Annotated in this window: 19 protein-coding genes; 11 read left to right on the plus strand and 8 right to left on the minus strand. The window is 75.1% G+C overall.

The annotated features are described in order from the left end of the window. The first annotated feature begins 282 nt into the window (after positions 1–282). Complete coding sequence (locus ACGFZ2_RS16565) at positions 283–2,319, plus strand: hypothetical protein (protein ID WP_393454309.1); 2,037 nt, start codon at positions 283–285, stop codon at positions 2,317–2,319. A 67-nt stretch (positions 2,320–2,386) separates the two neighbouring features. Here ACGFZ2_RS16565 and ACGFZ2_RS16570 read toward each other — a convergent pair whose 3' ends face one another. Beyond that, a complete protein-coding gene (locus ACGFZ2_RS16570) occupies positions 2,387–4,309 on the minus strand; it encodes a hypothetical protein (protein ID WP_393263944.1) in 1,923 nt (640 codons plus the stop codon). 207 nt (positions 4,310–4,516) lie between these two features. Here ACGFZ2_RS16570 and ACGFZ2_RS16575 point away from each other — a divergent pair, with 207 nt between their 5' ends. From ACGFZ2_RS16575 to ygiD, 6 genes are all read left to right on the plus strand, one after another. Then, positions 4,517–6,757: a hypothetical protein gene (locus tag ACGFZ2_RS16575; protein WP_393454312.1), complete on the plus strand. Its 2,241-nt coding sequence runs from the start codon at positions 4,517–4,519 to the stop codon at positions 6,755–6,757. Between the two features lie 205 nt (positions 6,758–6,962). Next, positions 6,963–8,498 carry a multicopper oxidase family protein gene (locus ACGFZ2_RS16580; protein ID WP_393454315.1) on the plus strand — a complete coding sequence of 512 codons (1,536 nt, stop codon included), beginning with the start codon at positions 6,963–6,965 and terminating at the stop codon, positions 8,496–8,498. A gap of 31 nt (positions 8,499–8,529) precedes the next feature. Next, positions 8,530–8,907, plus strand: a complete 378-nt coding sequence (locus ACGFZ2_RS16585; protein ID WP_393454318.1) for a hypothetical protein — start codon at positions 8,530–8,532, stop codon at positions 8,905–8,907. 31 nt (positions 8,908–8,938) lie between these two features. Continuing rightward, positions 8,939–9,541 carry an MBL fold metallo-hydrolase gene (locus tag ACGFZ2_RS16590; protein ID WP_357461432.1) on the plus strand — a complete coding sequence of 201 codons (603 nt, stop codon included), beginning with the start codon at positions 8,939–8,941 and terminating at the stop codon, positions 9,539–9,541. Positions 9,542–9,663: 122 nt separating this feature from the next. After that, positions 9,664–9,882: a hypothetical protein gene (locus ACGFZ2_RS16595; RefSeq protein ID WP_350708282.1), complete on the plus strand. Its 219-nt coding sequence runs from the start codon at positions 9,664–9,666 to the stop codon at positions 9,880–9,882. A gap of 144 nt (positions 9,883–10,026) precedes the next feature. Continuing rightward, complete coding sequence (ygiD, locus tag ACGFZ2_RS16600) at positions 10,027–10,896, plus strand: 4,5-DOPA dioxygenase extradiol (protein WP_393454322.1); 870 nt, start codon at positions 10,027–10,029, stop codon at positions 10,894–10,896. Between the two features lie 30 nt (positions 10,897–10,926). On the opposite strand, the gene ACGFZ2_RS16605 is transcribed toward ygiD, so the two are convergent. Then, entirely contained in the window at positions 10,927–11,538 is a 612-nt protein-coding gene (locus ACGFZ2_RS16605) for a LysE family translocator (RefSeq protein ID WP_393454325.1), read from the minus strand. A gap of 64 nt (positions 11,539–11,602) precedes the next feature. Here ACGFZ2_RS16605 and ACGFZ2_RS16610 point away from each other — a divergent pair, with 64 nt between their 5' ends. Together ACGFZ2_RS16610 and ACGFZ2_RS16615 are read left to right on the plus strand one after the other, a co-directional pair. Next, positions 11,603–13,087 carry a PLP-dependent aminotransferase family protein gene (locus tag ACGFZ2_RS16610; RefSeq protein WP_393454328.1) on the plus strand — a complete coding sequence of 495 codons (1,485 nt, stop codon included), beginning with the start codon at positions 11,603–11,605 and terminating at the stop codon, positions 13,085–13,087. Between the two features lie 275 nt (positions 13,088–13,362). Next, positions 13,363–14,592, plus strand: coding sequence for a low temperature requirement protein A (locus ACGFZ2_RS16615; RefSeq protein WP_393454331.1), 1,230 nt, complete (start codon positions 13,363–13,365; stop codon positions 14,590–14,592). A 101-nt stretch (positions 14,593–14,693) separates the two neighbouring features. On the opposite strand, the gene ACGFZ2_RS16620 is transcribed toward ACGFZ2_RS16615, so the two are convergent. Together ACGFZ2_RS16620 and ACGFZ2_RS16625 are read right to left on the minus strand one after the other, a co-directional pair. Next, positions 14,694–14,843 carry a hypothetical protein gene (locus ACGFZ2_RS16620; protein WP_393454334.1) on the minus strand — a complete coding sequence of 50 codons (150 nt, stop codon included), beginning with the start codon at positions 14,841–14,843 and terminating at the stop codon, positions 14,694–14,696. 124 nt (positions 14,844–14,967) lie between these two features. Next, positions 14,968–15,783: a G5 domain-containing protein gene (locus ACGFZ2_RS16625; RefSeq protein ID WP_393454337.1), complete on the minus strand. Its 816-nt coding sequence runs from the start codon at positions 15,781–15,783 to the stop codon at positions 14,968–14,970. A gap of 211 nt (positions 15,784–15,994) precedes the next feature. Here ACGFZ2_RS16625 and ACGFZ2_RS16630 point away from each other — a divergent pair, with 211 nt between their 5' ends. Continuing rightward, complete coding sequence (locus ACGFZ2_RS16630; RefSeq protein WP_393263924.1) at positions 15,995–16,318, plus strand: hypothetical protein; 324 nt, start codon at positions 15,995–15,997, stop codon at positions 16,316–16,318. Between the two features lie 256 nt (positions 16,319–16,574). After that, a complete protein-coding gene (locus ACGFZ2_RS16635) occupies positions 16,575–17,609 on the plus strand; it encodes a poly(3-hydroxybutyrate) depolymerase (protein ID WP_393454340.1) in 1,035 nt (344 codons plus the stop codon). Positions 17,610–17,655: 46 nt separating this feature from the next. Here ACGFZ2_RS16635 and ACGFZ2_RS16640 read toward each other — a convergent pair whose 3' ends face one another. Genes ACGFZ2_RS16640 through ACGFZ2_RS16655 form a run of 4 tightly spaced genes read right to left on the minus strand, consistent with a single transcriptional unit; the run spans position 17,656 to position 23,685 of the window. Next, the gene (locus ACGFZ2_RS16640; RefSeq protein ID WP_393454343.1) at positions 17,656–20,043 is read right to left on the minus strand and encodes a tetratricopeptide repeat protein; all 2,388 of its coding nucleotides are present in this window, start codon (positions 20,041–20,043) and stop codon (positions 17,656–17,658) included. Continuing rightward, positions 20,040–21,803, minus strand: coding sequence for an ABC transporter permease subunit (locus ACGFZ2_RS16645; protein ID WP_393263918.1), 1,764 nt, complete (start codon positions 21,801–21,803; stop codon positions 20,040–20,042). The genes ACGFZ2_RS16640 and ACGFZ2_RS16645 overlap by 4 nt, the downstream gene beginning before the upstream one ends. Continuing rightward, positions 21,800–23,080 carry an extracellular solute-binding protein gene (locus tag ACGFZ2_RS16650; RefSeq protein WP_393454346.1) on the minus strand — a complete coding sequence of 427 codons (1,281 nt, stop codon included), beginning with the start codon at positions 23,078–23,080 and terminating at the stop codon, positions 21,800–21,802. The genes ACGFZ2_RS16645 and ACGFZ2_RS16650 overlap by 4 nt, the downstream gene beginning before the upstream one ends. Beyond that, positions 23,077–23,685: an ATP-binding cassette domain-containing protein gene (locus ACGFZ2_RS16655; protein WP_393454349.1), complete on the minus strand. Its 609-nt coding sequence runs from the start codon at positions 23,683–23,685 to the stop codon at positions 23,077–23,079. Before ACGFZ2_RS16655 ends, ACGFZ2_RS16650 begins: the two co-directional genes overlap by 4 nt. Positions 23,686–23,716: the final 31 nt, after the last annotated feature.

Genomic DNA, 23,716 nt, shown 5'->3' on the forward strand with positions numbered 1-23,716 from the left:
TCCCGAGGGGCGGGGCGGCGGTCGGGCAGGGGCCCCGGTGACCCGGCGGAGGGCCGCCCCGCGGCGGGGGCGTTGACGTCGGTAGATAGGCCCCCTAGGGTCCTTACGGACCGGACCGTTATGTGCCCCTCCCCGAGCCGGGTGCTCGTCGCGCGACGGGTCGGTCCCGGCGTCCGGGGGAGGAAGTCAATCGCCCGGGTGCTCCCGCTGCAATTCCGGATCCGACCGTTACGGCTCGACCGCCGGCGCCTCCGGCGGTCGCGGGAAGAGGAGCAGGCGCTCATGACGAACCGCCGCACGTTGATCCGCTACGCCGCCGCCCTCGCGGTGGCACCGGCCGTCCCCGCCGCCTGGCCCGCGTCGCCCGCGTCGGCCGAGCCGGCCGCCGGGGTGACCGTCGACCCCTTCGGCATCCCGCTGCGCGACGTCCTGCTCATCGGCGGGACCGTCGCACCCGGCCCGGACGGCAGGCCGGTGCTCTGGTCCGCCGTCTCCGGCGAGCCGGCCCGGCTCGCCGCCATCGACCCGGCGACCGGCCGGACGGTCTCCGACCAGGAGCTCACCGGCGCACCCGGCTCGTACGCGGTGGCCGCCGCGCCCGACGGCACCGTCTACGTCGGCGCGTACAGCACCGGCGACCTGTACCGCCGCCGGCCCGGCCCGGACAGTCCCGTCGAGAACCTCGGCCGGCCGCTGCCCTCCGAGACATACATCTGGCGGATCGCCGTGGACGACGCGGGCGTCGTGTACGGCGGCACCTTCCCCGGCGCCCGGGTCTTCGCCCACGACCCCGCCACCGGAACAACCCGGGACTACGGCCAGGTCCTTCCCGGCGCGCAGTACGTCCGCAGCCTCGCCGTCACCGCCGACAAGGTCTACGCCGGCACCCAGCCGGACGCCCACCTCTTCGAGATCGACAAGGTCAGCGGCGAGATCCGGGAGCTGCCCCTGCCCGACGGGCTCGGCGCGGGCACGGGCCAGACGGTGTACGACCTGAACGCCCACGACGGGCGGGTGTACGCGCGGTTCGGCTCCGCCATCAACGGCCGGCTCGGCGTGTACGACACCGTGGGGCGGCGGTGGACCGACCTGATCGACGACGTCGCCGGGCTGGACGTCTCCGCGCCCGGCCCCGGCGGCCTGGTCTACCTCACCCGCGCCGGCCGGCTCACCGGCTACCACGCGGGCACCGGAAGCTTCAGCGACACGCCGCTGGCCTTCCCGGGGCGGGTGGTCAACAACCGGGGCATCGGCTGGGTCACCCTCGCCGACCCGGACTGGCCGGGCCGCACGCTGGTCGGGCTGCTCTGGCGGGGCGACATGTTCCGCTGGAACCCGGTCACCGGCCGCGCCGACGTGGTGCGGACGGACGTGCCCGGCGCGCCCATCCCGATCGCCGCGCTGCACGTCGGCGCCTCCGGCGCGGTCTGGGTCGGCGGATACCTCAACGGCGGCCTCGCCCGCGTCGACCCCGACACCGGGGTGTCGACGTTCCAGCGCTTCGCCCAGGTGGAGAGCGTGCTGGAGACCGGCGGCCAGGTCTGGCTGGGGGCGTACCCGGACTCGCGGCTCTACCGGTACGACCCGGCGAAGCCGTGGAGCAGCCCCGAGTACTCGCCGGGCCTGCCGGGCAGCGCGGACAACCCGGTGAAGCTGCTCGACCTGAAGGCCGCCGACCAGGTGCGGGCGCGGGCGCTGACCGACGCCGGGGACAGCGTCGCCTACGGCACGATGCCCAACACCACCCTCGGCGGGGCGCTGGCCGTCGTCGACAAGGCCACCGGCGCGGCGCGCGTGCACCGGCCGGTGGTGACCGACCAGTCGATCGTCAGCCTCACCCACGTCAACGGCCTGATCGTCGGCGGCACCTCGATCTCCGGCGGGTACAGCGTGCCCCGGCCCACCCAGACCGAGGCGCGGCTCTTCGGCTGGGACGTCGCCACCGACAGCGAGGCGTTCCAGTTCGTCCCGGTGCCGGGCGCGACGGCGATCCCGGCCCTGGCGGTGGACCGCTCCGGCCTGCTCTGGGGGCTGGCCGGCGGTCAGCTCTTCGCCGTCGACCTGGCCACCCGCTCGGTCACCCAGCGCGTCCAGCTCGCCCCGGGGGTCGCCGACAGCCGCGCCAAGCTCGGCTACGACGCATCCCGCCACCTGCTGTACGCGCTGGTCCGCGGGCGGCTGCTGGTCCAGGTGGACCTCGGCACCGGCGCGACGCGGCAACTGCTGGACCAGCCGGCGGAGTTCCTCGCCGTGCACCCCGACGGGCGGCTCTTCGTCGGGGCCGGCGAGCACCTGCACCGGGTCACCGTGACGGGCTGACCCCCGACGCGGACGGCGGGCCGGCGATCTCCTCCGAGCGCCGGCCCGCCGTCGGTCGTGCCGGGGCCTAGAGCTGGATGCGGACCAGGTTGCGGCCGCGCAGCGCGTAGAGCGCCGAGCCGTCCGGGGCGGCGGTGAGCAGCGCCCCGCCGCCGTACCACTGCGCGTTCAGGCCGGTGACGAACGGGGTGACCGTCATCGTCGCCGGGTCGAGCCGCCACACGTCCCTGCCGTTGGTGCCGTAGATCGTCGCGCCGACCTGCACCAGGGTGCTCTGACCCGGGGCGACGGCGGCGGTCGACACGACCTGGCGGGTGCGCCGGTCGACGGCGAAGAGCACGCCGGTCTCGGTGAGGCCGATGACGCGGTCGCCGGTGGCCACGAGGTCGACGATCTGCTTCGCGCCGGGGACCGGGGTGATCTCCCAGGTTTTCGTCCGGCTGGCGAGGTCGAAGCCGGCGAGCCGGGCCTCGGTGGCGCGCGGGGTGGTGCCGAAGCCGCCGTTGACGCTGCTGCCGAGGAAGGCGGTGCCGTGCTTCACCGCCACCGACCGGATCGACTGGTCGGCGATGACGTCACGGTGCACGTGCAGGGCCCCGGTGCGGGGATCGTAGAGGCTGACCGCGCCGCCGTACCGGCCGTAGTCCGGTTCGGTGCCGACGACCAGCAGTCCGTCGGCGGGGGACCAGGTCGCGTCGAGCGGCCGGGTCTGCTCCGCGCCGATCGCGGCGACCCGGCGCGGGTCGCCGTCGGACGCCATCCGGAACAGGTACGCCAGCGTGTAGACCGACATCCAGATCTCGCCGGCGACCGGGGTCATGGCCTTGGCCTCGCCGGGCAGGAACCGCCGGGTGGAGGTGCCCGCCGCCAGGTCGTGCACCTGCACGCCGGCCTTGCCGGAGACGTACACCCGGGGGCCGTCGGTGGCGATCGCCATGGCCAGTTCAGGCGCCGGCGGCATGCCGGCCTGGGTGAGGTCGACGCCGGTCAGCTCGCCGGTGTTCAGGTCGTAGGTGACCACCGTGTTGGTGACGACGCCGCGCAACTGGTCGCCGGTGACGAAGATCCGGCCGAAGGAGGCGCCGTCGTAGGGCACGGCGAGGGTGCTGAGCTGCCCGGTGTCCCGGTCGTACCTGCGCAGGGTGCCGGAGGGGCGGGTGCCGAGGTAGACGTCGTTGCGCGCCGGGTCGACGGCGATGGCGGTGATGAAGCTGTCCGGCGTCTGCACCACCTCGTACCTCGACGGGTTCGCGGTGTCGATCAGCAGCATGGTGCCGGTGGGGGAGAGGGCCGCGGCGAGGAGGCCGTTCTCCAGGGCGAGGGTGCCGACGAAGGTGCGGTCGGCGAACTCGGGCGGCAGGATCTCCCGCTTCGCGCCGGTGGCCCGGTCGATCGCGATCAGGTGGGCGTGCGCCCCGACGCCGGCGTAGATGGTGGTCGCGTCGACGGCGATGCTGCGCACGTACTGCTCGCCGGGCACCGCGACGCCGTAGTCACGGGTGGCGCCGGTGGCGGGGTCGTAGGAGAAGACCCGCCCGCCGGGGTAGGTGCCGCCGTAGACGACGCCATCGGGCGCGGTGTCCAGGGCCCAGATGTACCGGTCGGGGGAGACGTCGGCGACCTTGGTGACCCCGGTGCCGGTGGTGTCCACCCGGTACAGGTCGCCCGGCTCGTAGGTGCCGACGTACAGGTCGGTGCCGACCGAGGTGGTGGCCCAGGCGCCGCCGCCGGTCGGCAGCTCGTAGCGCTGGTCGACCGTCTGCGCGGCCAGGTCGTAGCCGCCCACCACGACCGGGTTCACGCCGCCGGTCGCGGTGTAGATCGTCCCGTCGATCAGCTCGGAGCCGTTGACCGAGGTGACCTCGGAGGCGGGCCCGAGGTCGGTGACGGCGCCGGGCGGGGGCGCCTCGGCGTGGGCGGGCCCCGCCGGGACCGCCAGGGTGGCGGCGGCCAGCAGCAGGGCCGCGGTGAGCGCGGTACGTCGCAACACGACCTCCAGAGTCTCAGGTTTCGGTCCGGGCTCTAACCGTCACAGCCCACCACGCTGATCGCGCCGTGTCGAGCCCTCGGCGCGGAATCCGCACCGGTTGGGCGCAGGCATTCATCGGTACCTCTGGAGTTCCGGACGCCACCGTAATAGGGTGCCGGCATCGTCGAACGTGGAGGTCGCGCCGTGTCGCCGTTACGTCGTCCCCTTGTGCCCGCCGTCGCCCTGGCGCTCGCCGCCGCCCTGCTGCCCGCCGCCCCCGCCACGGCCGTGCCGGCCGCCCCCACGCCCGGCGCGGTCACCGACTTCGGGGTCCAGCAGACCGCCCTCACCGTCTTCGAGGGCCACTACGGCACCGGCGCTGCCGGCCGGCCCGTCGTCTACGGGGTCCAGATGGGCTCGCCCGGGGTGCTCAGCGTGGCCGACCCGGTGACCCGGGAACTGCTCGACACCGCCTACCTGCCCGACTCCTCCGGCGCCTGGGGCATCACCCAGGCCGGCGACGGCACCGTCTACGCGGGCAGCTACCCCAACGCCCACCTCTACTCGTACGACCCGGACACCCGGGCCACCGTCGACCTCGGCGCACCCGTGCCGGGGCAGACCGTCCTCTACGGCCTGCGCCCCGGCGCCGACGGCCGGGTCTACGGCGGCACCTACCCCGGGGCGCACGTCTTCTCCTACGCTCCGGGCGAGGGGTTCCGCGACCACGGCCGGATGCACCCCGGCGAGCAGTACGTGATCGACGTCGCGGTCGACGCCGCGCGGAACGTGCTGTGGGCGGCGGTCGGCACGGGTGGGCACCTGATCCGCCTCGACCTGACCACGGGGGAGAAGCGGGACATCTGGCCGGAGGCGCTGCGCGGCGACCCGAACCACCCGTACGACATCAACCTGGTCGGCGGGAAGCTCTTCGTCAAGCGCAGCAAGCTCCAGGCGCTCGTCCTCGACCCGGACACCGGCGCCGTCCTGGCCGACGGCTTCACCATGGGCTCCCGGGGCACCTCGCCGCTCGCCCCCGACGGCCGGTCGGTCTACTTCACCTCCGGCACCGACCTGTGGCGCTACGACCTGCCGACCGACACCGCCGGGCCGGTGCGCGACGCCGCGGGCGCGCCGGTGCGCAGCGACGGGGCGGGCATCGGCTTCGGCTTCCTCGACGGCCAGCTCTACGCCGTCGTCGGCAACTACGCCGGGCAGGCGCTGCGGTACGACCCGGCGACCGGCGCCAGCGAGCGCTACCGGCTGCCGTTCCCGCCGCAGGCGCTGGACATCAACAACATCACCGCCGGCCCGGACGGCCGGATCTGGACGAACCTCTACATCAACGGCAACCTCGCCGTGCTCGACCCGGCCGCCGGCACCGCGACGAACGTGGGCCGGCTCGGGCAGGCCGACGGCTTCGGCTGGCACGACGGGAAGATGTACCAGGGCGTCTACCCGTACGGCGGGGTGCTCGTCTACGACCCGACCCAGCCGTACCGCCTCGGCACCAATCCGCGCGAGCTGTTCCGGCTGCAACCCGAGGGCCAGAACCGCCCGATCGCCTTCGCCTCGGCCGGCAGCCGGGTCTACGTCGGCAGCACGCCCGACTACGGCCTCTGGGGCGGCGCGCTGACCGTGTACGACACCGCGACCGGCGCCCGCACCACCCGCCGGGACATCGTCGCCGAGCAGGGCGTGATCAGCCTGGCCGTGGTGGGCGACCGGCTCTGGGCCGGCACGACGGTCAGCGGCGGCGGGGGCACCGTGCCGCGCGCCACCGAGGCGAAGCTGTTCACCGCCGACCTGGTGACCGGCGAGAAGACGGCCGAGTACACCCCGGTGCCGGGCGCCGACGCGATCACCTCGGTCGTCGCCGGGCCGGACGGCATGATCTGGGGCCTCGCCGACGGCGAGGTGTTCGTGCTCGACCCGGCGACCGGCGCGGTGACGCACCGCGTCGACGTGCCCGGCGACTACTCCGGGGTGGCCGACGAACTGGTCGTCAGCGCTGCCGACGAGCACGTCTACGCCTCGCTCGACGGCTACCTGCTGAAGATCGACCCGCTGTCGAAGGCGGTGCGGGTGATCCGGGACGCGGAGACCTACCGGCTGACCCAGGACGGCCAGGGCAACCTGTGGTTCCGCAACGGGGTCAAGGCGCCCAACCGGGCGGTCCAGTACGGCTCGCACCTGCTGCGGTACGTGCCCGAGGCGGACCCCTGCCCGCGCTCCGACCTGCGCCGTCAGGTGTACGCGGGCGACGCCACCGCCGTGTCGAACCGGTACGCCGACGGCGGGTGCACGGTCAACGACCTGATCCGCGACGAGGCCGACTGGGGCAACCACGGCGCGTTCGTCGCGCACGTCGCCTCGGTCACCGACGGGCTCGTGGGGTCCGGCGTGCTGGACGACGCCGAACAGGACGCCATCGTGGCCGCCGCCGCCGCCTCCCCCGTCGGCCGCTAGGCGGTCGGCGCGGCTCGCCGTGGGCGAGGGCCCGGGCGGTGTACGCCGTCCGGGCCCCGCCGTGCTCGACCCCGACGCGCCGCCGCGCGCCCCGCCGTGGCGGTCGGGGAAGTCCCGGAGCCGCCCCGGAGATCCGCCGTAGCCGCTGGCCGGCACCCCGATAGGAAGGCACGCTACAGGTACCCAACCTACTGGAGGTGCCGCCGTGCCGACCCGACGACGATCCCTGGGCCGCGTCCTCATCGGCGTGCTCGCCGTGGTGCTCGTGCTCTGCTGCGGCGGGGCGGCCGTGGGCGGCTGGGTCCTGGCGCGCGGCGGCACCGACACGGTCGGGCAGGTCGACTTCGTCCGCCCGCTGGCCGTACCGCCGCTGGCGACCTCGCGGGTCGACGGCCAGGGGCGGCGGGTGTTCGACCTGCTCGCCCGCGCCGGCCGGCGTGACTTCCGCGGTGACGGCCGGTTGACCCGCACCGCCGGTTTCGACGGCGACTTCCTCGGGCCGACCCTGCGCGCCAGGCGCGGCGAGCGGGTGGTGGTGAACGTGGTGAACCGGCTCGCCGAGGAGACCAGCGTGCACTGGCACGGCATGCACCTGCCGGCCCGGATGGACGGCGGCCCGCACCAGCCGATCCGGTCCGGGGCCACCTGGTCGCCGACGTGGACGGTCGACCAGCCGGCCGCCACCCTCTGGTACCACCCGCACCCGCACGGCGCGACCGAGGAGCACGTCTACCGCGGGCTTGCCGGCATGTTCATCCTCGACGACGACCGGGAGGCGGCCCTGCCGCTGCCCCGCCGCTACGGCGTGGACGACGTCCCGGTGATCGTGCAGGACCGCAACTTCTCCCGTAGCGGCGAGTTCAGGAAGACCCGCAACTCGATCGCGGGCATCGGGGTGCTCGGCGACACCCTGCTGGTCAACGGCACCGTCGGGCCGTACCTGGACGTGACCACCGAGCGCGTCCGGCTGCGCCTGCTCAACGGCTCCACCGCCCGCACGTACGACTTCGGCCTGGCCGACGACCGGCCGTTCGCGCTGATCGGCAGCGACGGCGGGCTGCTGCCGCGCACCGCCCGGGTGAACCGGGTGCAGCTCTCCCCGGGCGAGCGCGCCGAGATCGTGGTGGACGTCCGCCCGGGGGAGCGGGTGACCCTGCGCAGCACCCCGCCCGACCTCGGCGCCGGCGCGCTGGCCGACCGGTTCGCCGGCGGCGCGGACCGCTTCGACGTGCTGCAACTGCGCGCCGCCGGCACCCTCGCGGCGTCGCCGTCGGTGCCCGACGCGCTGGTCCCGGTCGACCGGCTGGACCCGGCGTCCGCCGGCGAGACCCGGCGGTTCACCCTCACCGGCCGCAGCATCAACGGCCGCTCGATGCAGATGGACCGGATCGACTTCGTCGCCACGAAGGACGCCACCGAGGTCTGGGAGGTGGTCAACCAGGACGGCGCCCCGCACAACTTCCACGTGCACGACGTGCAGTTCCAGGTGCTGTCGGTCGGCGGTCAGGCCCCGCCGCCCGCGCTGGGCGGCTGGAAGGACACCGTCTACCTCGCGCCGCCGCGGCCCGTCCGGCTGGTCCTGCGCTTCACCGGCCACAGTGACCCCGACGTGCCGTACATGTTCCACTGCCACCTGCTCTACCACGAGGACGCCGGCATGATGGGCCAGTTCGTGGTGGTGGAACCGGGCCAGCGCGCCGGCACCCCACCCCGGCCCGGCACCCACGCCGGGCACGACTGAGTCTGTCGCACCCGCTCGTTACCCTGCCGGCATGATCATGGACGACGCGGACGCCACCACCGTACGGTTCCTCCGGCTGATGCGGGCCACCCTGCGCGAGGAGAAGGCCGGCGAGGACACCCTGGGGCGCACGGTCGAGCTGGCCCGGGCCTGGGGCACGAGCGAGGCCGCCGACGCGCACCTGCGCGCGGCGCTGCGGCGGCTGCACGGCGAGTCCCCGGATCCCGACGACCCCCGGCAGGTGGCCGACGAGTGCGCCGGCCTCGACCCGGACGGCGTGCCGGACGCGGCCACGGCGGCGAGGGGCCGGGCGATCGGCCGGTTCGCCGCGAACGCCCGGCGGCTGCGCGAGGGCGAGATCGGCCCCGCCGAGTTCGACCGGATCGTGGGGGAGGGCCGGCAGGGCTGACGGTCGCGGGCCGGCGGCGTACGGTCGGCGGGTGCGGATCACCAAGTTCACCCACGCCTGCGTCCGGCTGGAACACGACGGTGGCGTGCTGGTCATCGACCCGGGCACGTGGAGCGAGCCGCGCGCCCTGGCCGGCGCGGACGCCGTGCTGGTCACCCACGAGCACACCGACCACGTCGACGTGCTCCGGCTGGCCGGCCTCGGCGTGCCGGTCTTCGCGCCGGAAGGCGCGGCGCTGCCCGGCCCGGTCCCGCTGCCCGTGACCCGGGTGGGCGCCGGGCAGCGGTTCACCGCCGCCGGCCTCACCGTGACCGCGCTCGGCGGCCGGCACGCCGCCATCCACGGCGGTCAGCCCGACTGCGCCAACCTGGGCTACCTCGTCGGCGACGACGTCTACCACCCGGGCGACTCGCTGCACCCGCCGGACCGGCCCGTCCGGACCCTGCTCGTCCCGGCGCAGGCGTCCTGGCTGAAGCTGACCGAGGCGATCGACTTCGCCCGCGCCGCCGGGGCGGAGCGGGTGTTCCCGATCCACGACGCCCAGCTCAACGACCGGGGGCTGGCCAGCGTGAACGGCTGGTTCGCCGAGACCGTGCCCGGCTACCGCCACCTGGCGCCGGGGGAGTCCGCCTGAGCGGCCGTCTCCATCGCCTGCCTGCCGTCCTCGGCCCGGGAACGGGCGCCCTGTCCGGTGGTCGGCCGAGTCGCCCCGGTGCCCCCGTGCCGTCCACCGACCGATTGCTATACGGTCGCGAGGTGAGGATCGAAGAGCACTGGTGGAACGGCGACACGTCCCAGCGCGGGCGCCGCGACGTGTACATCCGCACGGACGGGCAGCGCTGGGACGTGCAGGTGCAGATCGGCGGCGCCTCCGGCCGGTCCCGGGTGCAGGAATGCCCGGGCCGGGCCTCGGCGGTCATCCTCGCCGGCGCCTGGCGGGGCAACCATCCCGCCTGGCGTGAGGTGTCCGCCTGACGGCGCCGACCCGGTCGGGGCCGAGGTCGACGTCGGCGAGGGTCGACCCGTTGTGACGCCACCCGGTCGGGAGTGGGCGTTGACCCGCCCACTCCCGCCGGCGGCTGGTTACGCTCGGGTCGTCGTCGAGGTCGGGGGAGCAGCATGAGCAGCCAGACGGTCCCCACGGTGATGCCGGCGGCGTTCTTCGGGCACGGCAGCCCGATGAACGCCTTGGAGCTGAACCGGTACACGTCCGCGTGGCGCGCCTTCGGCCGGTCGGTGCCGCGACCCCGCGCGATCCTGGTGGTGTCGGCCCACTGGTACATCGGCGCCACCGCCGTCACGGCGATGCCCCGACCGAAGACGATCCACGACTTCTACGGCTTCCCGCAGGAGCTGTTCGACGTCCGCTACCCGGCGCCGGGCCTGCCCGAGCTGGCCGAGGAGATCAGCGACGTCGTCCACCCCACCTGGGTCGGCGCGGACGTCGACTCCTGGGGCATCGACCACGGCACCTGGTCGGTGCTCACCCACGCCTTTCCCGACGCCGACATCCCCGTCGTCCAGTTGAGCATCAACGCGTTCAAGGGCCTGGACTACCACCTGGATCTGGGTGCGAGGTTGGCGCCGCTGCGCGAGCGCGGCGTACTCGTCGTGGCCAGCGGCAACGTGGTGCACAACCTCGGCGGGGTGGATCCGCGAATGGTCGACGAGGGCTTCGACTGGGCGCACCGGTTCGACGAGGCGGCGAGGGAGGTCATGCTCGGCGAGCCGACCGAGGCGCCCGCGCTCGACGCCCACCGCGACTTCGGCCTGGCCGTGCCGACGCCGGACCACTTCATCCCGCTGCTCTACCTGGCCGGCCTGGCCGGGGCCGCCGGCAACGGCTCGGAGGTGCTGGTGGACGGGTACGCGTACGGGTCGCTGTCGATGACCGCGTACACCGTCGGGCTGGCCTGCCAGGGGCCGGGCCCGGCGGCCGGCGCGCCGCTGCTCCCGGCCGACGTGCCCCCCGACTCCTCGAACATCTGACCATCCGGCCTCAGCCGGTCGGGTCCTCCCTCATGACTCGGCGCGGGCCAGCAGCAGCCCGAGCGCCACGAACGAGCCGGCGAAGCCTCGGCGCAGCCAGCGGGTCACCGCCGGCCGGGCCAGCACCCGGTCGCGCACGGTGCCGGCGAGCACCCCGTACGCGCCGAACACCACGAAGGTGAGCAGCATGAACACCGCCCCCAGCCCCAGCATCCGGGCCACCTGGTCCGGCTCGTCGGGGCGGACGAACTGCGGCAGGAACGCGACGAAGAAGATGGTCAACTTCGGGTTGAGCAGGTTCGACAGGACCGCCACCCCGACCACCCGGGCGGGCGACGGCGCGGGCTCCGCCGCCGCGACCGTGAACCCGCTGCGGTCCCGCCACGTCGCCCAGGCCAGGTAGAGGAGATAGGCCACCCCGACGTACTTGAGCACCTGGAACGCCGCGGCGCTGGAGTGCAGCAGCGCGGCCAGGCCGGTGACCGCCGCCGCGAGGTGCGGGGCGACGCCCAGGGTGCAACCGGCGGCGGCGAGCAGTCCCGCGCGAGGGCCGCGGGTCAGCCCGGCGGCGAGCGTGTAGAGCGCCCCGGTGCCGGGGGTGGCGACCACCACGAGCGAGGTGAGCAGGAACGCGAGGGTCATCGTCGTCCTTTCCGAGCAGTGGGCGGGGTGGTGACGTCCTCCACTCTGCTGCCAGGATGGTCCGATGAGCAGGGCCAAATCACGCCCGTCCGAGGGGTCCATAACGGCAGGGTCGGACTTCCTGCACCTCGACATCGCCGCCGCGCCGCCCGGCCGTCGCGCCGACTGGCTCGCCGAGCAGCTCCGGCGGGCCATCGCCGACGGGCGCCTCCCCGTCGGCGGTCGACTTCCCGCCACCCGGGTGCTCGCCGCCGACCTCGGCGTCTCGCGGGGCGTCGTCGTGGAGGCGTACCAGCGGATGGTGGAGGACGGCCACGTCGCCGGGCGCGGGCGGGCCGGCACCGTGGTCGTCGCCGCCCCGGCCGCCCCACCCGCGCCGCCGGCCCCGGCCGCCGCGCAGACACCGGCCACCCTCTTCCCTCCCGCCCCGGGCACCGACATCTTCGACGCCGTACGCACGGCGCCCGCGCGGATCGACCTGACGCCCGGCGTACCCGATCTGGCGGCGTTTCCGCGGGCGGACTGGCTGCGCGCCGAACGGGCCGTGTTGCGGCACCTGGCGGCGTCGGACTTCGGCTACGGCGACCCGCGCGGCGCACCCGCACTGCGGCGGGCCGTCGCCGTCTGGCTCGCCCGCAGCCGGGGCATCGCCGTCGACCCCGCCGAGGTGATCGTCACGACGGGCGTCTCCCAGGCGCTGGGGCTGCTCGCCCAGGCGCTGCGCCCCGACGGGATCGACACCGTCGCCGTCGAGGACCCGGGCTCGCTCGGCGTGCGGCAACACCTGAACAACTGGCGGGTCGCCACCCCGCCGGTCGCGGTCGACGCCGCCGGACTGCGGGTCGACGAGCTGGCCGCCAGCGGCGCTCCGGCGGTGATGATCACCCCGGCCCACCAGTTCCCGACCGGCGTGGTGCTCGGCGGCGACCGCCGCCGCCAGCTCGCGGCGTGGGCCCGGGCCGGCGGCCTGGTCGTCGAGGACGACTACGACGCCGAGCACCGCTACGACCGGCCGCCGGTGCCCGCCCTGCGCGCCGTGCTGCCCGACCACGTCTGCTACGCCGGCAGCGTGTCGAAGCTGCTCGCGCCCGCCCTGCGGATCGGCTGGCTGCTGGTGCCGCCGCGCCACCGGGACGCGGTGGTCGACGCCAAGCGCAACGCCGACCTGGGCAACGCGGTGCTGCCGCAACTGGTGCTGGCCGAGCTGATGACCTCGGGTGCGCTGGAGCGGCAGCTGCGGCTGCTGCGTCGACGGCACGTCCGGCGGCGCGACGCGATGGTGGCCGCCGTCGCCCGGCACCTGCCGGGCGCGACGGTGCACGGGGCGGCGGCCGGGCTGCACCTGACGGTCACGCTGCCCGGCGCGGTGGCCGACACGGAGGTGGCGTCGGCCGCGTTGGAGCGTGGGGTGAAGGTGCAGCCGCTGTCGTGGCACTGCCAGCGTCCCCACCCGCCGGGGCTGGTCCTCGGGTACGCGGCCAACACGGCCTCGGCCATCGGGGAGGGGGTCGGGATGATCGCCGCGGCCCTGGGTGCCGGCCGGAACTGACCGACACCGGCAGCGAGCGGACGTGCCCGGCAGGGCGGCCGCCCGCCGACCGGAGAAGACCCGCCGTGTGCGGACCCGCACCGCCGTGGGCCCTGACGCGGTGGCCGCAGGGAGTTTGTTCGGTGCCCGCGCGGGGACACGTCCCTGCCACCGCCACGCGCGAGGAGGAGTAGGCGTGCGTTCCTCAGCCGGCCTCGACGCCGTTTCCGGCCCACGCGGGTCATGACGTCGCCGTGTCCGCCCGACGGGTGAAGGGAGCGCGGCGTCTCCGTTCGGTGACCGAGCAGTCCCGGGTCGCCACGGAGGAGCTCTTCCTCGACGTGGTGTTCGTCTTCGCGTTCATCCAGGTGACCACCCTAATGACGGCGGAGGCGGGCGAGCTCGGCGTGCTGCACGGCCTGCTCGTTCTCACCATCCTGTGGTGGTCCTGGTCATTGTTCGCCTGGCTCGGCAACCGGGCCCAGGCGAGCTACGGCATGTCTCGGCTGGTGATCCTCTCCGTCACACCGATCATGTTCGTGCTGACGGTGACGATCAGCGAGGCCTTCACCGACGTTCCCGGCGGCACGGACACGTCGCTGGCGTTCGTGGTCTGCTTCGCCGCCGTGCGGGTGCTCTACCTGGCGCTGCGGATCTACGCGACCCCCGGACTGCGCCGCGTCGACCTCGCCGCGCTCACCGTGCCGATGGTCGTCGCGGTCACCCTGCTGCTGGCTGCGGCGCTGCTTCCCCGATCGGCTCTCGGCTCCGACCAGGCAAAGGCTGGGCAGGTCGTCCTCTGGCTGCTGGCGGTCATCGTCGACTACGGGGCAGGGCAGGCGCTCCGGGTCCCCGAACGCCAGATCTTCTCCGCCCGGCACTGGGCCGAGCGGCACAACCTGATCATGATCGTGGCGCTCGGCGAGGTGCTGGTGTCGGTCGGCATCGCCGGCGGCAGCGTACCGGGCTCACCGGGTCTGCTCACCGCCTCCGCGCTCGCCGTGGTGGTCGCCGGCGCCCTCGAATGGATCTACTTCGACCTGTCCGCCCTCATCGGCGAACGTGCGCTGCGGGACGCGGACCAGGCCCGCCGGGTGGTCCTCGCCAGAGACGGCTACACCTTCCTGCACCTGCCGATGATCGCCGGGATCATCCTGCTCGCGCTCGGGCTGAAGCACGTGCCGTCGCTGGTCGGCGACGCCCACGCCTACCGGCGGGGTGACCCTCTCGACAGTCTGGGTCTCTACGCCATGTACGGCGGGGTGGCGCTGTTCATGCTCGCGCACGCCGCGTTCCAGTGGCGACTGAGCCGCGCCGTCCGCGGCCTCGTGTGGCCGCGGGTCTTCGCGGCGATCCTGCTGGTGGCGCTGATCCCGGTCGTTGCCCGACGGTCGGCACTCGCGGCGCTGGCGTGGCTGAGCGTGATCTGCGTCGTCACGGCGGTGATCGAGTTCATCCTGTCCCGTCCCGAGCGGCGGCGGCTCCGCGCGGCGCTGTCGGAGGAAGAGGAGTGCCCGGCGCAGTGAACCGGCCACCCGACCGTGTGGCGGGAGCGCGATGGGCGTCCCGCGCCGCTACGCAAGGTCACTGTCGCCGCCGAGGTTGGCGACCATCGGGCGCAGGACGTTCAGGGCCGCGACGCGGCGTCGATGCCGTCGTGCATCCGCTCGTGGACCTTGGGGTTGAGGTCCTCCTCGGCGAGGGCGGCGCGGAGCCTGCCGACGATGATCTCGTTGGCAGCGCCGCTCCAGTACCCGGTGGTCTGGGCGGCGAGCACGTCCTGCGGGTACTCCTTGATCCATGCCGCGACCGTAGGACCTCAAGGGGGGGTGTGAGGTCAAGATCGTGGTCCGGCGCCGGTGGGGCCCTCCCGTCGGTGAGCGGGAGGGGCCACCGGACCGTCATTCGTCGCAGCCGACGCCGTCGCCGTCCCGGTCCAGGTCGTAGATGTCGCTGCCGACCACCCACACCGGTCCCTCGACGTACGCGGGCCCGTTTCCGCTACCGCCGGCGCAGTCGACATCGCTGGCGACGGGTACACAGGCGCCTGCGTAGTTGGGGTCGCACCGTTGCGTCTTCTTCGTTCCCACGGCGACGACCTGCGTGACCGGCGCTCTGGTGACAGCGGACCGCACCAGCTTCCGGTCGGTCTGGACGCCGTCGGTCACGGTCACCTCGTAGGTGAGGGTCCTGATTCCCGCGACACCGCGAGTCCGCACCTTCCGGGTGCCCTCCGGGATGCTGGAGTCCTTGACCGTCCTGGTCTGATAAGGAATCTTCTGGGTCTGCGTGACGGTGCGGATTTCGACGACCGGCGACGCCTCCACCGTGGGCGTCGGCTCTGCCGGTGTTGCCTCCGTCGGCGTCGGCCCTGCCGGGGCGGTGATGTCTGCCGCTCCTGCCGTGGAGGCGTCCGCACCCGGTGTCTTCGGCTGTTCCTGGGTGGCGACGGCCCCCGGCCGCTCCGTGCCCGGAGGCGGATCGGTCGTCGCTCCGATCGCGACGCCCCCGCAGCAGCACAGCACCAGTAGGCCGGTGGCCGCGAGCGCGATCTGCGCCCTGCCGGGCAACCTGCGCCACCACGACCGTCGGTCCTGCTGCGCGAACTGAGCCGTCGGGGGAGGAGGGACTCGGGCGTACGCGGCGGTCGGGGGCTCGAAGGGTGGGGGTGGCGGCACCCGGCTCTGCCAGGGGTCCTGCGGTGGCTGATATGTCACGCTCTAAAGTGTGCTTGCATCATCAACAATTGCCGCCGGCCAAGCGGCCAATGTCCGTATCGGCGCCGGACGGATCGTCACGACGGTAGGTCGTCGATGAGGGGCTGGCCGTGCACGTGCCCGTCAGGTGACCGGAGGAGGGCCGACCCGGTTGGTTCGACGTGGGCGGGCGCCGGTACCGGTGCCCGACGTCGTGCGTCATCCTGACGGCATGGCCGACGCGAACGCCCCGGAACCGCTCACGCTCCACGTGTACTGCCGGCTCACGGTTGCCGTGACCGACCCGCGAGTGCTCACCGAACACGCGGTGGCCGAGCTGCGGGCGGCGGACATCGACTGGTCGGCGGAGGAGGACGACCTCGACGCGGCAGCGGCGGAGCTGCGTGCCGACGTCGCGGTGTCGCTGGCGTCGGTGGTGGACATCGGCCGGCTGGTCGACGGACTACCGGGCGTGGCGGCCAGGGGCGGACTCTGCTGGGCCGAGGCCGGAGCACCTCGGGAACCGAACTGGCCCGGTTCCCCGGGCTCGCAATGACGGCGGCGACGGCATCCGGCTGTACGACAACCCCGGCGGTGAGCCGATCCGCCTCCACGGGGTCGGCGATGGCGACCCCACGTCGGTGGCGGTGCCGTCGGTCGGGGTGGGTGGGAGGTGCGGGTGCGAGCTGTGGACGGCCGACACCCCGGCGCCGCCCGAGGTGTCGACGCCGCTCATGTCCGATGTGGTCGGTGTCACGCTAGCGTCTGCGCACGCCGACACCACCGCCACCGCTCCCGGACAGGAGAGCGCCATGCCCACACCGCTCAAGGCCGCCACCGCCCTCGTCACCGCGCTGTTGCTCGTCCTCACCGCGGCGGCCCCCGCCCAGGCCGCCACCCCGTACACCAAGACGCCCGTCTCCGGGTCGCTGCGCGCCTACAACGTCTCCGGCGTGTACGTCGCGGGTGTCTCCTCCGGTGGCTACATGGCCACCCAGCTCCACGTCGCCTACTCGTCGCGGATCCGGGGTGCCGCTATCTTCGCCGCCGGGCCGTACTACTGCGCGCAGAACAACGTCGTCCAGGCGCTCAACGGCTGCGGCGACAACCTGTACCCGACGAACGTGACCGCCCTGCAGACCTACACCCGGACGTGGGCCACCTACGGCTGGGTCGACCCGGTCGGCAACCTCTCCGGCGATCCCGTGTACGTCTTCCACGGCAACAACGACGGCGTCGTCAAGAAGTCCGTCACCGACGACCTGGTCCGCTACTACCAGCACTTCGGCGCCAACGTGCAGTACGACAGCGCCTCGTCGGCCGGTCACGCCTGGGTCACCCCGTACGGGACGCTGGGGTGCACCGCCACCGCCTCGCCCTTCCTGAACGACTGCGGCACCGACCCCCAGAACGCCCTGCTGCGCAAGCTGCTCGGCACCGTGCAGGCGCCGAACACGGGCCCGCTCGGTGGCACGCTCATCCGGTTCAGCCAGAACACCCACGCGGTCAACGGTTGGGCCAACGGCCTGAGCATGGACGCCAACGGGTTCGCCTACGTCCCGGCGTCCTGCGCCGCCGGGCAGTCGTGCCGGCTGCTGGTCGCCCTGCACGGCTGCCTCCAGGGCTACGGCGCGGTCGGCACCGCCTTCGTCGACCGGGCGAACCTCAACCAGTACGCCGACACCAACAACCTGATCGTGCTCTACCCGCAGGCGCGGGCCACCGCCGGCACCAACCCGAACGGGTGCTGGGACTGGTGGGGCTACCTCGGCGCGACCAACTATCCGATCAAGGGCGGCGCCCAGGTGGAGACCATCATGAACATGGTCCGCCGGCTGGACGGCTGAGCCGCCCCGCACACGCCTGAGCGGGAGCCTCGCACCGGGCTCCCGCTCAGGCCGGCTCGTCGGCGGGTGCGTCGCTGCCCACCAGGCGCGCGTCCGCGGCGGCCTGGCCGTCGGCGTCCCGCGCCTCCTCGCACACCGTGGCGGCGTCCACCCAGTGCCGCCGCGCCTCGGCGGCGTCGCCGAGGGCCGCCGCCGCGTCGCCCAGGTGCAGCAGCGTCCGCCCCAGCCCAGCCGTCGGCCGCCCGTCGCGTAGCCGCCGGCTCTCCGCCAGCAGCTCGTACGCCTGCCGTGCCTGGCCGGGCGCGGAGGCCAGCAGCGCCGCCCCCGCGTTGAGCAGCGCGGCGGCCCGGTTGGTCGGGTCGGCCACGGACTCGTACTCGCGCAGCGCCGCCCGCCACGACTGCGCCGCGTCGAGGTGCTCGCCGAGCCCGGCGTGCACGAGCACCAGGTTGGTCAGCGCCGCCGCGTAGCCCCGGGCGTCGCCGAGCGCGCGGAAGGCGTTCGCCGCCCGCACCAGGTGGTGGTGCGCGGTCTCCAGCTCGCCCCGCGCCAGCCGGGCGGCACCCATTCCGAGGTCGGTCAGCGCGTGCCCGGCCCGGTCCGCGCCGGAGCGGTGCCGCCGGGACAGCTCCAGGTGCTCCACGGCGTCGTCGAGCTGCCCCAGGTCCAGCAGCACCAGGCCGAGGTTCATCCGCGCCTGCGCGGTGCCGCGCCGGCCCCGCTCCGCCACCGCCAGGCTGAGTGCCGTCGCCGCCCCCTGCGGGTCGCCCCGGCGGCGGCGCAGCACCCCCAGCTCGTTGTGGGCCCAGCCGGCGATCTCCGGCCGGTCGTCGGCGGTGGGCGTGGCCAGCACCGTGCGGCACACCTCCTCCCACTCGCCGAGCCGCTCCGCGTGGGCGAGCCATCCGCACAGCGCCACCGCCAGCCGGAACCACCAGCGACGCACCCGCCGCGGCAGCGTCTCCGCCGCGCCCGCCGGCACCTTCACCACCGCCAGCAGCAGCTCCTGGTGCAGGTCGAACCAGCCGTACGGGTCGTCGTCGAGGGCCAGCGTGGGCTCCCGGTCCGGCGGCGAGCCGGCCACCGCGAGGCTCGCGGCGTGCCGCTCGGCGCAGCGGGCCAGGTGCCGGGTGAGCCGCGCCTGCGCGGCCACCCGCCGCCGCGCCGGCTCCGCGTGGCGCAGGTGCATCCGGGCGTACGGGGCCAGCAGCGGGCGCACCTCGTAGCGGTCGCCGGGCGCGCCGGTCACGAACCCGCCGGTGGCCAGCTCGTGCAGCAGCGCGGCCACCCGGTCCGGGCGGCGGCCGGTGAGCGCCGCGATCGTCGGCCGGTCCAGCGGCACCGGGCTGAGGGACATCAGCCGCCACAACCGCCGCGCCTCGCCGCCCAGCGCGTGGTAAGCGGTGTCCCGCCCGGTCACCAGCAGGGTCGCCGGCGACGCGGCGACGTGCTGGTGCGGGGGCGTGTCGACGGCGCGGCGCAGCGCGTCGAGCACGTCGGCGTGCCGCCAGCCGTGCTGTGCCGTACGCCGACCCAGCTCCGCCACCGTGCGGGGCTGTCGGCCGCACAGGTCGACGAGGGCGCGTACCGCCGGGTCGGTGCGCGGATCCGGGCGGTGCGGCCGGACGACGGGCGCGGCGGCGCCCGCGGCGGCGAAGAGCTCGACCGCGTCGTCGGCGTCCGGCTCGGCGAGGCCGTGCGCCACCACCCCCTCCAGGGCGTCGAGCGCGGGCGTGCCGACCAGCAGCAGCCGGCAGGCCCGCGCGGTCGGCGGCAGCAGCGGCCGGACCTGGCCGGGGTCGTCCACGTTGTCCAGCACGACCAGGATCTGTCGGCCGTCGAGCTGCCCGCTCAGCTCGTCGGCGGCGTCGGCGAGGTCGTCGGCGTGGCCCGACGCCGGCGGCCGGGTGCCCAGGATCCGGGCCAGCGCGGTGAGCACCTGCCGCGCGCCGTGCGGCCGGCCGCCCCGCCGCAGGTCCAGGTAGTACTGGCCGTCGGGGAAGTCCTCCCGGCACAGGTTGGCGGCCTGGATCGCGCAGGACGAGGTGCCGACGGCCCGCCGGCCGACCACCGCGACCGCGTGCTCCTTCGTCAGCAGGTCGATGATCGCGTCGACGTGCCCGGCCCGCCCGGTGAAACCCGCCGGCCAGGGCAGGGTGGGCGCACCGACGGCGGGCGGGGCGTCGGGGCCCTCCTGCGTCGCGGCCTGCTGGCGCTGGCGCCGCCACTCCACGATCACGGCGGCGGCGAGGCCGAGCACGATCACCCCGGCGCTCGCGGAACCGAGCTGGGCGACCGACAGCTCGGAGAGCAGGTTGCCCGTGACGTTGCCGAGCACCGCGCTGACCGTCCCGCCGACCACGCCACCGATCGCCAGCAGCAGGCTCAGCCGCCGCGCCCGGCGGGAGCGGCCGGCAGGCCCCTGCCCGCTCACCGGACGCCCCCGGCGACCAGGCCGGCGACGAGCTGGCGGCGGGCCAACACCACCAGCAGCACCGGCAGGATCGAGGCGATCACCGAGCCGGCGGCGAGCGCGCCGCTGTTGGCGACGAAGCCGCGGGTCTGGCCGGCGAGGAACAGCCCCAGCGGCACCGCGCCCGGGCCGCTGAACAGCAGGCCCACCACCAGGTCGTTCCACACCTGCACGAACTCCAGCACGGCGACGGCGACGACGGCCGGGCGGTTGTGCCGGGCGAGCAGCCGCAGCGTGCCCCACCAGTGCCGCCCGCCCACCCGGGCCGCCCGCACCTGCTCGGCGGGCAGGTCGGCGAAGGCGTTGCGCAGCACCAGCACGGCGAACGGCACGCCCAGCGCGACGTGCACCAGCGCCAGGCCGCGCGCCGTGCCCGAGGACAGCGCCACCCCGAGCACCTCGTTGACGGGCCCCGCGATCACCTGCACCGGCACGATGCTGGCGGCCATCAGCAGCAGGCCCGTGCCCTGGGCGGCCGGCCCCGTCAGCCAGGCGAGGGGGTACGCGGCGAGCAGCGCGACGCCCAGCACCGCGGCGGTCACCACCGTCGCCAGCACCAGCGTGAAGCCCAGCGTGCGCCACAGCTCGACGCCGGTGAGCAACTCCCGGTAGGAGGCGAGGCTCGGCGGTCTCGACCACCAGCCCTCACCCGCGGCGTCCACCGTTCCGTGCAGCGACGTGGCGAGCAGCACCCCGAGCGGCACCAGCCAGGCGACCGCCGCGCCCGCGACCAGCAGCCGGGTCGACCGGCGTGGTGCCGGCGCCGCCGGGTCGGGCCCGACGGGCGCCGGGTCCCGGGGCGGAGGCCAGGCCTGCCGCACGAACAGCGCCGCGACCAGCACCCCGGCGGCCACCGCCACCAGCCAGACGACGCCGAGCGCGGCGCCCTCGCCGGTGGTGGCGCCGTTGGAGGTCTGCCAGACCCGCAGCGCCAGCACCGACGCCTCGTCGCGCACCGAGCCGGGCGCCAGCACCAGGATCAGGTCGAACGTGCGGGTGGTGCCGAGCGCCACCAGGGTGAAGACCACCGCGACCGTACGCAGCAGCAGCGGTCGCCACTGCGCGTCCCAGAGCACGTCGCGGCGGTTGCCGCCGTACGCGCGGACCGCGTCGGCGAGGCTCGACGGCACCGCGTCGAGGGCGGCCCGGAACACCAGCACGGCCAGCCCGACCCAGGCCCACACGAACGCCGACATCAGCGCCACCGTGACCAGGCCGGGGCCGAGCAGGTGCGGCGCGTCCGCCGCCGACCGGCCGGTCAGCTTCGCGGCGACCAGGGTGGCCAGCCCGCGCTCCGGGTCCGGGTCGTACATGAGCCGGAACGTGACCCCGGTGACCACCAGCGGCAGCGCGGTCGGCACCACCAGGATCAGCCGGACCAGCCCGCCCTCCTGGGAGCGGCGGGAGGCGGCGGCGAGCAGGTAGCCCAGGACGGTCACCACGGCCGGCACGACCAGCGCCCAGAGCACCGTGCGACCCACCACCGCGCCGGTGCCGGGCGCGGCCAGCGCGGTGCGGTAGTGCTCCGCGCCGACCCACCGGCCGTCGGTGGTGACGCTGGCGTGCAGCGTACGCAGCACCGGCCACGCCACCAGCCCGCCGAGCAGCAGCAGGGCGGGCAGCAGCAGCGTCGAGGTGGCCCCCGCCGCCGGGTAGGCCCGCCCGCGCCGGGGCGGCCCGACGTCGTCGAGGACCGCCGGCTCGCCGAGCACCCGGCTCATCGGCCCCTCCCCGCGGAGCGGGCCGCCGTGGCCAGTTGACCGGTGGCCCGCCGGACCGCCTCGCCGACGGCGACCCCGTCGGTGACGTCGGCGAAGAAGTCCTGCATGATCCGCCAGATGCCCACCCCGTCGGAGCCGGTGAACGGGCCGGGCAGCCGGTCGGAGAGGTCGAAGCGCACCACCTCGGCCGTGCGCAGCTCGGCGGCGAGGCGGCGGCGCACGGCGTCGTGGTATTCCGCCAGCGGCACGGACACGTTGGGGGAGAGGTAGCCGCCGGCGCGCAGCCACGGCTCGAACGCCGTCCCGCCGCTGAGCCAGTGCACCAGCTCCGCGCCGCGGGCCGAGCCGGCGAAGGCCACCGCCGCGTCGCCGCCGACGATCAGCGGCTTGTCGGCCAGCCGGGCGCCGGGGAACCGGAACGTCTCCGGCCGCTCCGGGCCACGGCGGAACCGGCTGGCGACGTCGTCGACGAAGTCGGCCTCGAAGAGCATCGTGGCCCGCCGGTGGTAGACCACCTGGATCACCGACTCCTCGTACTGGGTGAGCAGGGCGCGGCGCCCGCCGCCGGGGAACGCGCCGTCGACGCGCCACAGCTCGGCGAGCCGGTCCAGCGCGACCTGCACCGGCCGGGCGCGCCAGTCGGCCTCACCGTGGGCCAGCGCCTCGTAGAAGCCGGGCGGAGCCACGTCGGCGAGGACGTTCTCGAACCAGTCGGTGAGCACCCAGCCGTCGGCCGCGCCGACGGCCAGCGGGGCGGGGCCGTCGCCGGCCCGGGCGCGGGCGCCGAGCCGCCGGGTGAGGTTGACGAGCTGGTCCCACGTGCGTGGCGGCTCGGGGAGCATCGACGGGAAGTACCAGAACAGCGACTTGTGGGCCGCCTTCACCCAGACGCCGTAACGCCGCCCGTCGGCGGAGAGCAGGTCGGCCATGCCGGGCGGGAGGGCGTAGCTGGCGGCCGGGGTGAGCTCGCGCAGCCAGCCGCGCCGGGCGTACTCCACGACCAGCCCCGACCTGGGCAGGATCGCCACGTCGGGGCTGGTGCCGGCGAGCTGGCGGGCGCGCAGGAACGCGTCGATGTCGTTGCCGGCGCTGATCACCTGCACGCCGGCGTCGTAGCCGGCCACCACCTCGCGGAACCGGGCCAGCTCCCCGCCGCTCCACACCACCGCGACCTGGACCGACGGCTCCGCCCGGGAGCAGCCGGCGACGGCGGTCGCGCCCGCCGCCGCGGCGGCCCGCAGCAGGGCACGGCGGCGCAGCCGCCCCGATGCGGTCACGCGACCACCTCGGCGGCGACCGGCACGTCGGGCAGCGCGCCCGGCTCGCGGGTGCACACCAGCACGGCCGCCCCGGGGGTGCCCGGCGGGGACAGCCGCCCGACCAGGTCGGTGAGCCGCCCGCCGCCGGCCGGCCCGGTCGGCAGGTCGATCACCAGCACCTCGGGCAGGCAGGCCACCGCCCGGGCCAGCGCCACCCGGAACCGTTGCGCCTCCGACAGCAGGTGTGGCCGCAGCTCCAGGGTCGGCGCCAGCTCCAGCCGGTCGACCACCGTCGCCGTCCAGTCGTCGGCGACCTCCCGCACCCGCTCCCGCCGGCGCTGGCCGTAGGCGATGTTGCGGCGCACGGTCAGGTGGGGCAGCAGCGCGCCGCCGGCCGGGACGTAGGCGATCCGGCGGCGCGGCGGCGGCATCCCGGTGACGTCCCGACCGCCGACCAGGACCTGACCGGCGACCGGCGCGGCCAGCCCGGCCACGACCCGGGCGACGGCGGTGCCGACCGGCGGGTCGGCCACCAGCGCGGCCGAGGCGCCCGCGGCGACGTCGAGGGTCACCGGCGCGGCGTCGGGCACGGCGACGAGTTCGCGCAGTCGTAACGTGGCCATCACCTCCGGTGACCCGGGCAGTCACCCCCAG

Source organism: Micromonospora sp. NPDC048063, assembly GCF_043202855.1.
GTDB lineage: Bacteria > Actinomycetota > Actinomycetes > Mycobacteriales > Micromonosporaceae > Micromonospora.

What these genes read in the sequence shown, in the direction of transcription:
- ACGFZ2_RS16655 (WP_393454349.1), bottom strand. Translation starts at nt 23,685, where the DNA reads ATGGCCACGTTACGACTGCGCGAACTCGTCGCCGTGCCCGACGCCGCG.
- ACGFZ2_RS16645 (WP_393263918.1), bottom strand. Translation starts at nt 21,803, where the DNA reads ATGAGCCGGGTGCTCGGCGAGCCGGCGGTCCTCGACGACGTCGGGCCG.
- ACGFZ2_RS16610 (WP_393454328.1), top strand. Translation starts at nt 11,603, where the DNA reads ATGAGCAGGGCCAAATCACGCCCGTCCGAGGGGTCCATAACGGCAGGG.
- ACGFZ2_RS16605 (WP_393454325.1), bottom strand. Translation starts at nt 11,538, where the DNA reads ATGACCCTCGCGTTCCTGCTCACCTCGCTCGTGGTGGTCGCCACCCCC.
- ACGFZ2_RS16630 (WP_393263924.1), top strand. Translation starts at nt 15,995, where the DNA reads ATGGCCGACGCGAACGCCCCGGAACCGCTCACGCTCCACGTGTACTGC.
- ACGFZ2_RS16635 (WP_393454340.1), top strand. Translation starts at nt 16,575, where the DNA reads ATGCCCACACCGCTCAAGGCCGCCACCGCCCTCGTCACCGCGCTGTTG.
- ACGFZ2_RS16565 (WP_393454309.1), top strand. Translation starts at nt 283, where the DNA reads ATGACGAACCGCCGCACGTTGATCCGCTACGCCGCCGCCCTCGCGGTG.
- ACGFZ2_RS16585 (WP_393454318.1), top strand. Translation starts at nt 8,530, where the DNA reads ATGATCATGGACGACGCGGACGCCACCACCGTACGGTTCCTCCGGCTG.
- ygiD (WP_393454322.1), top strand. Translation starts at nt 10,027, where the DNA reads ATGAGCAGCCAGACGGTCCCCACGGTGATGCCGGCGGCGTTCTTCGGG.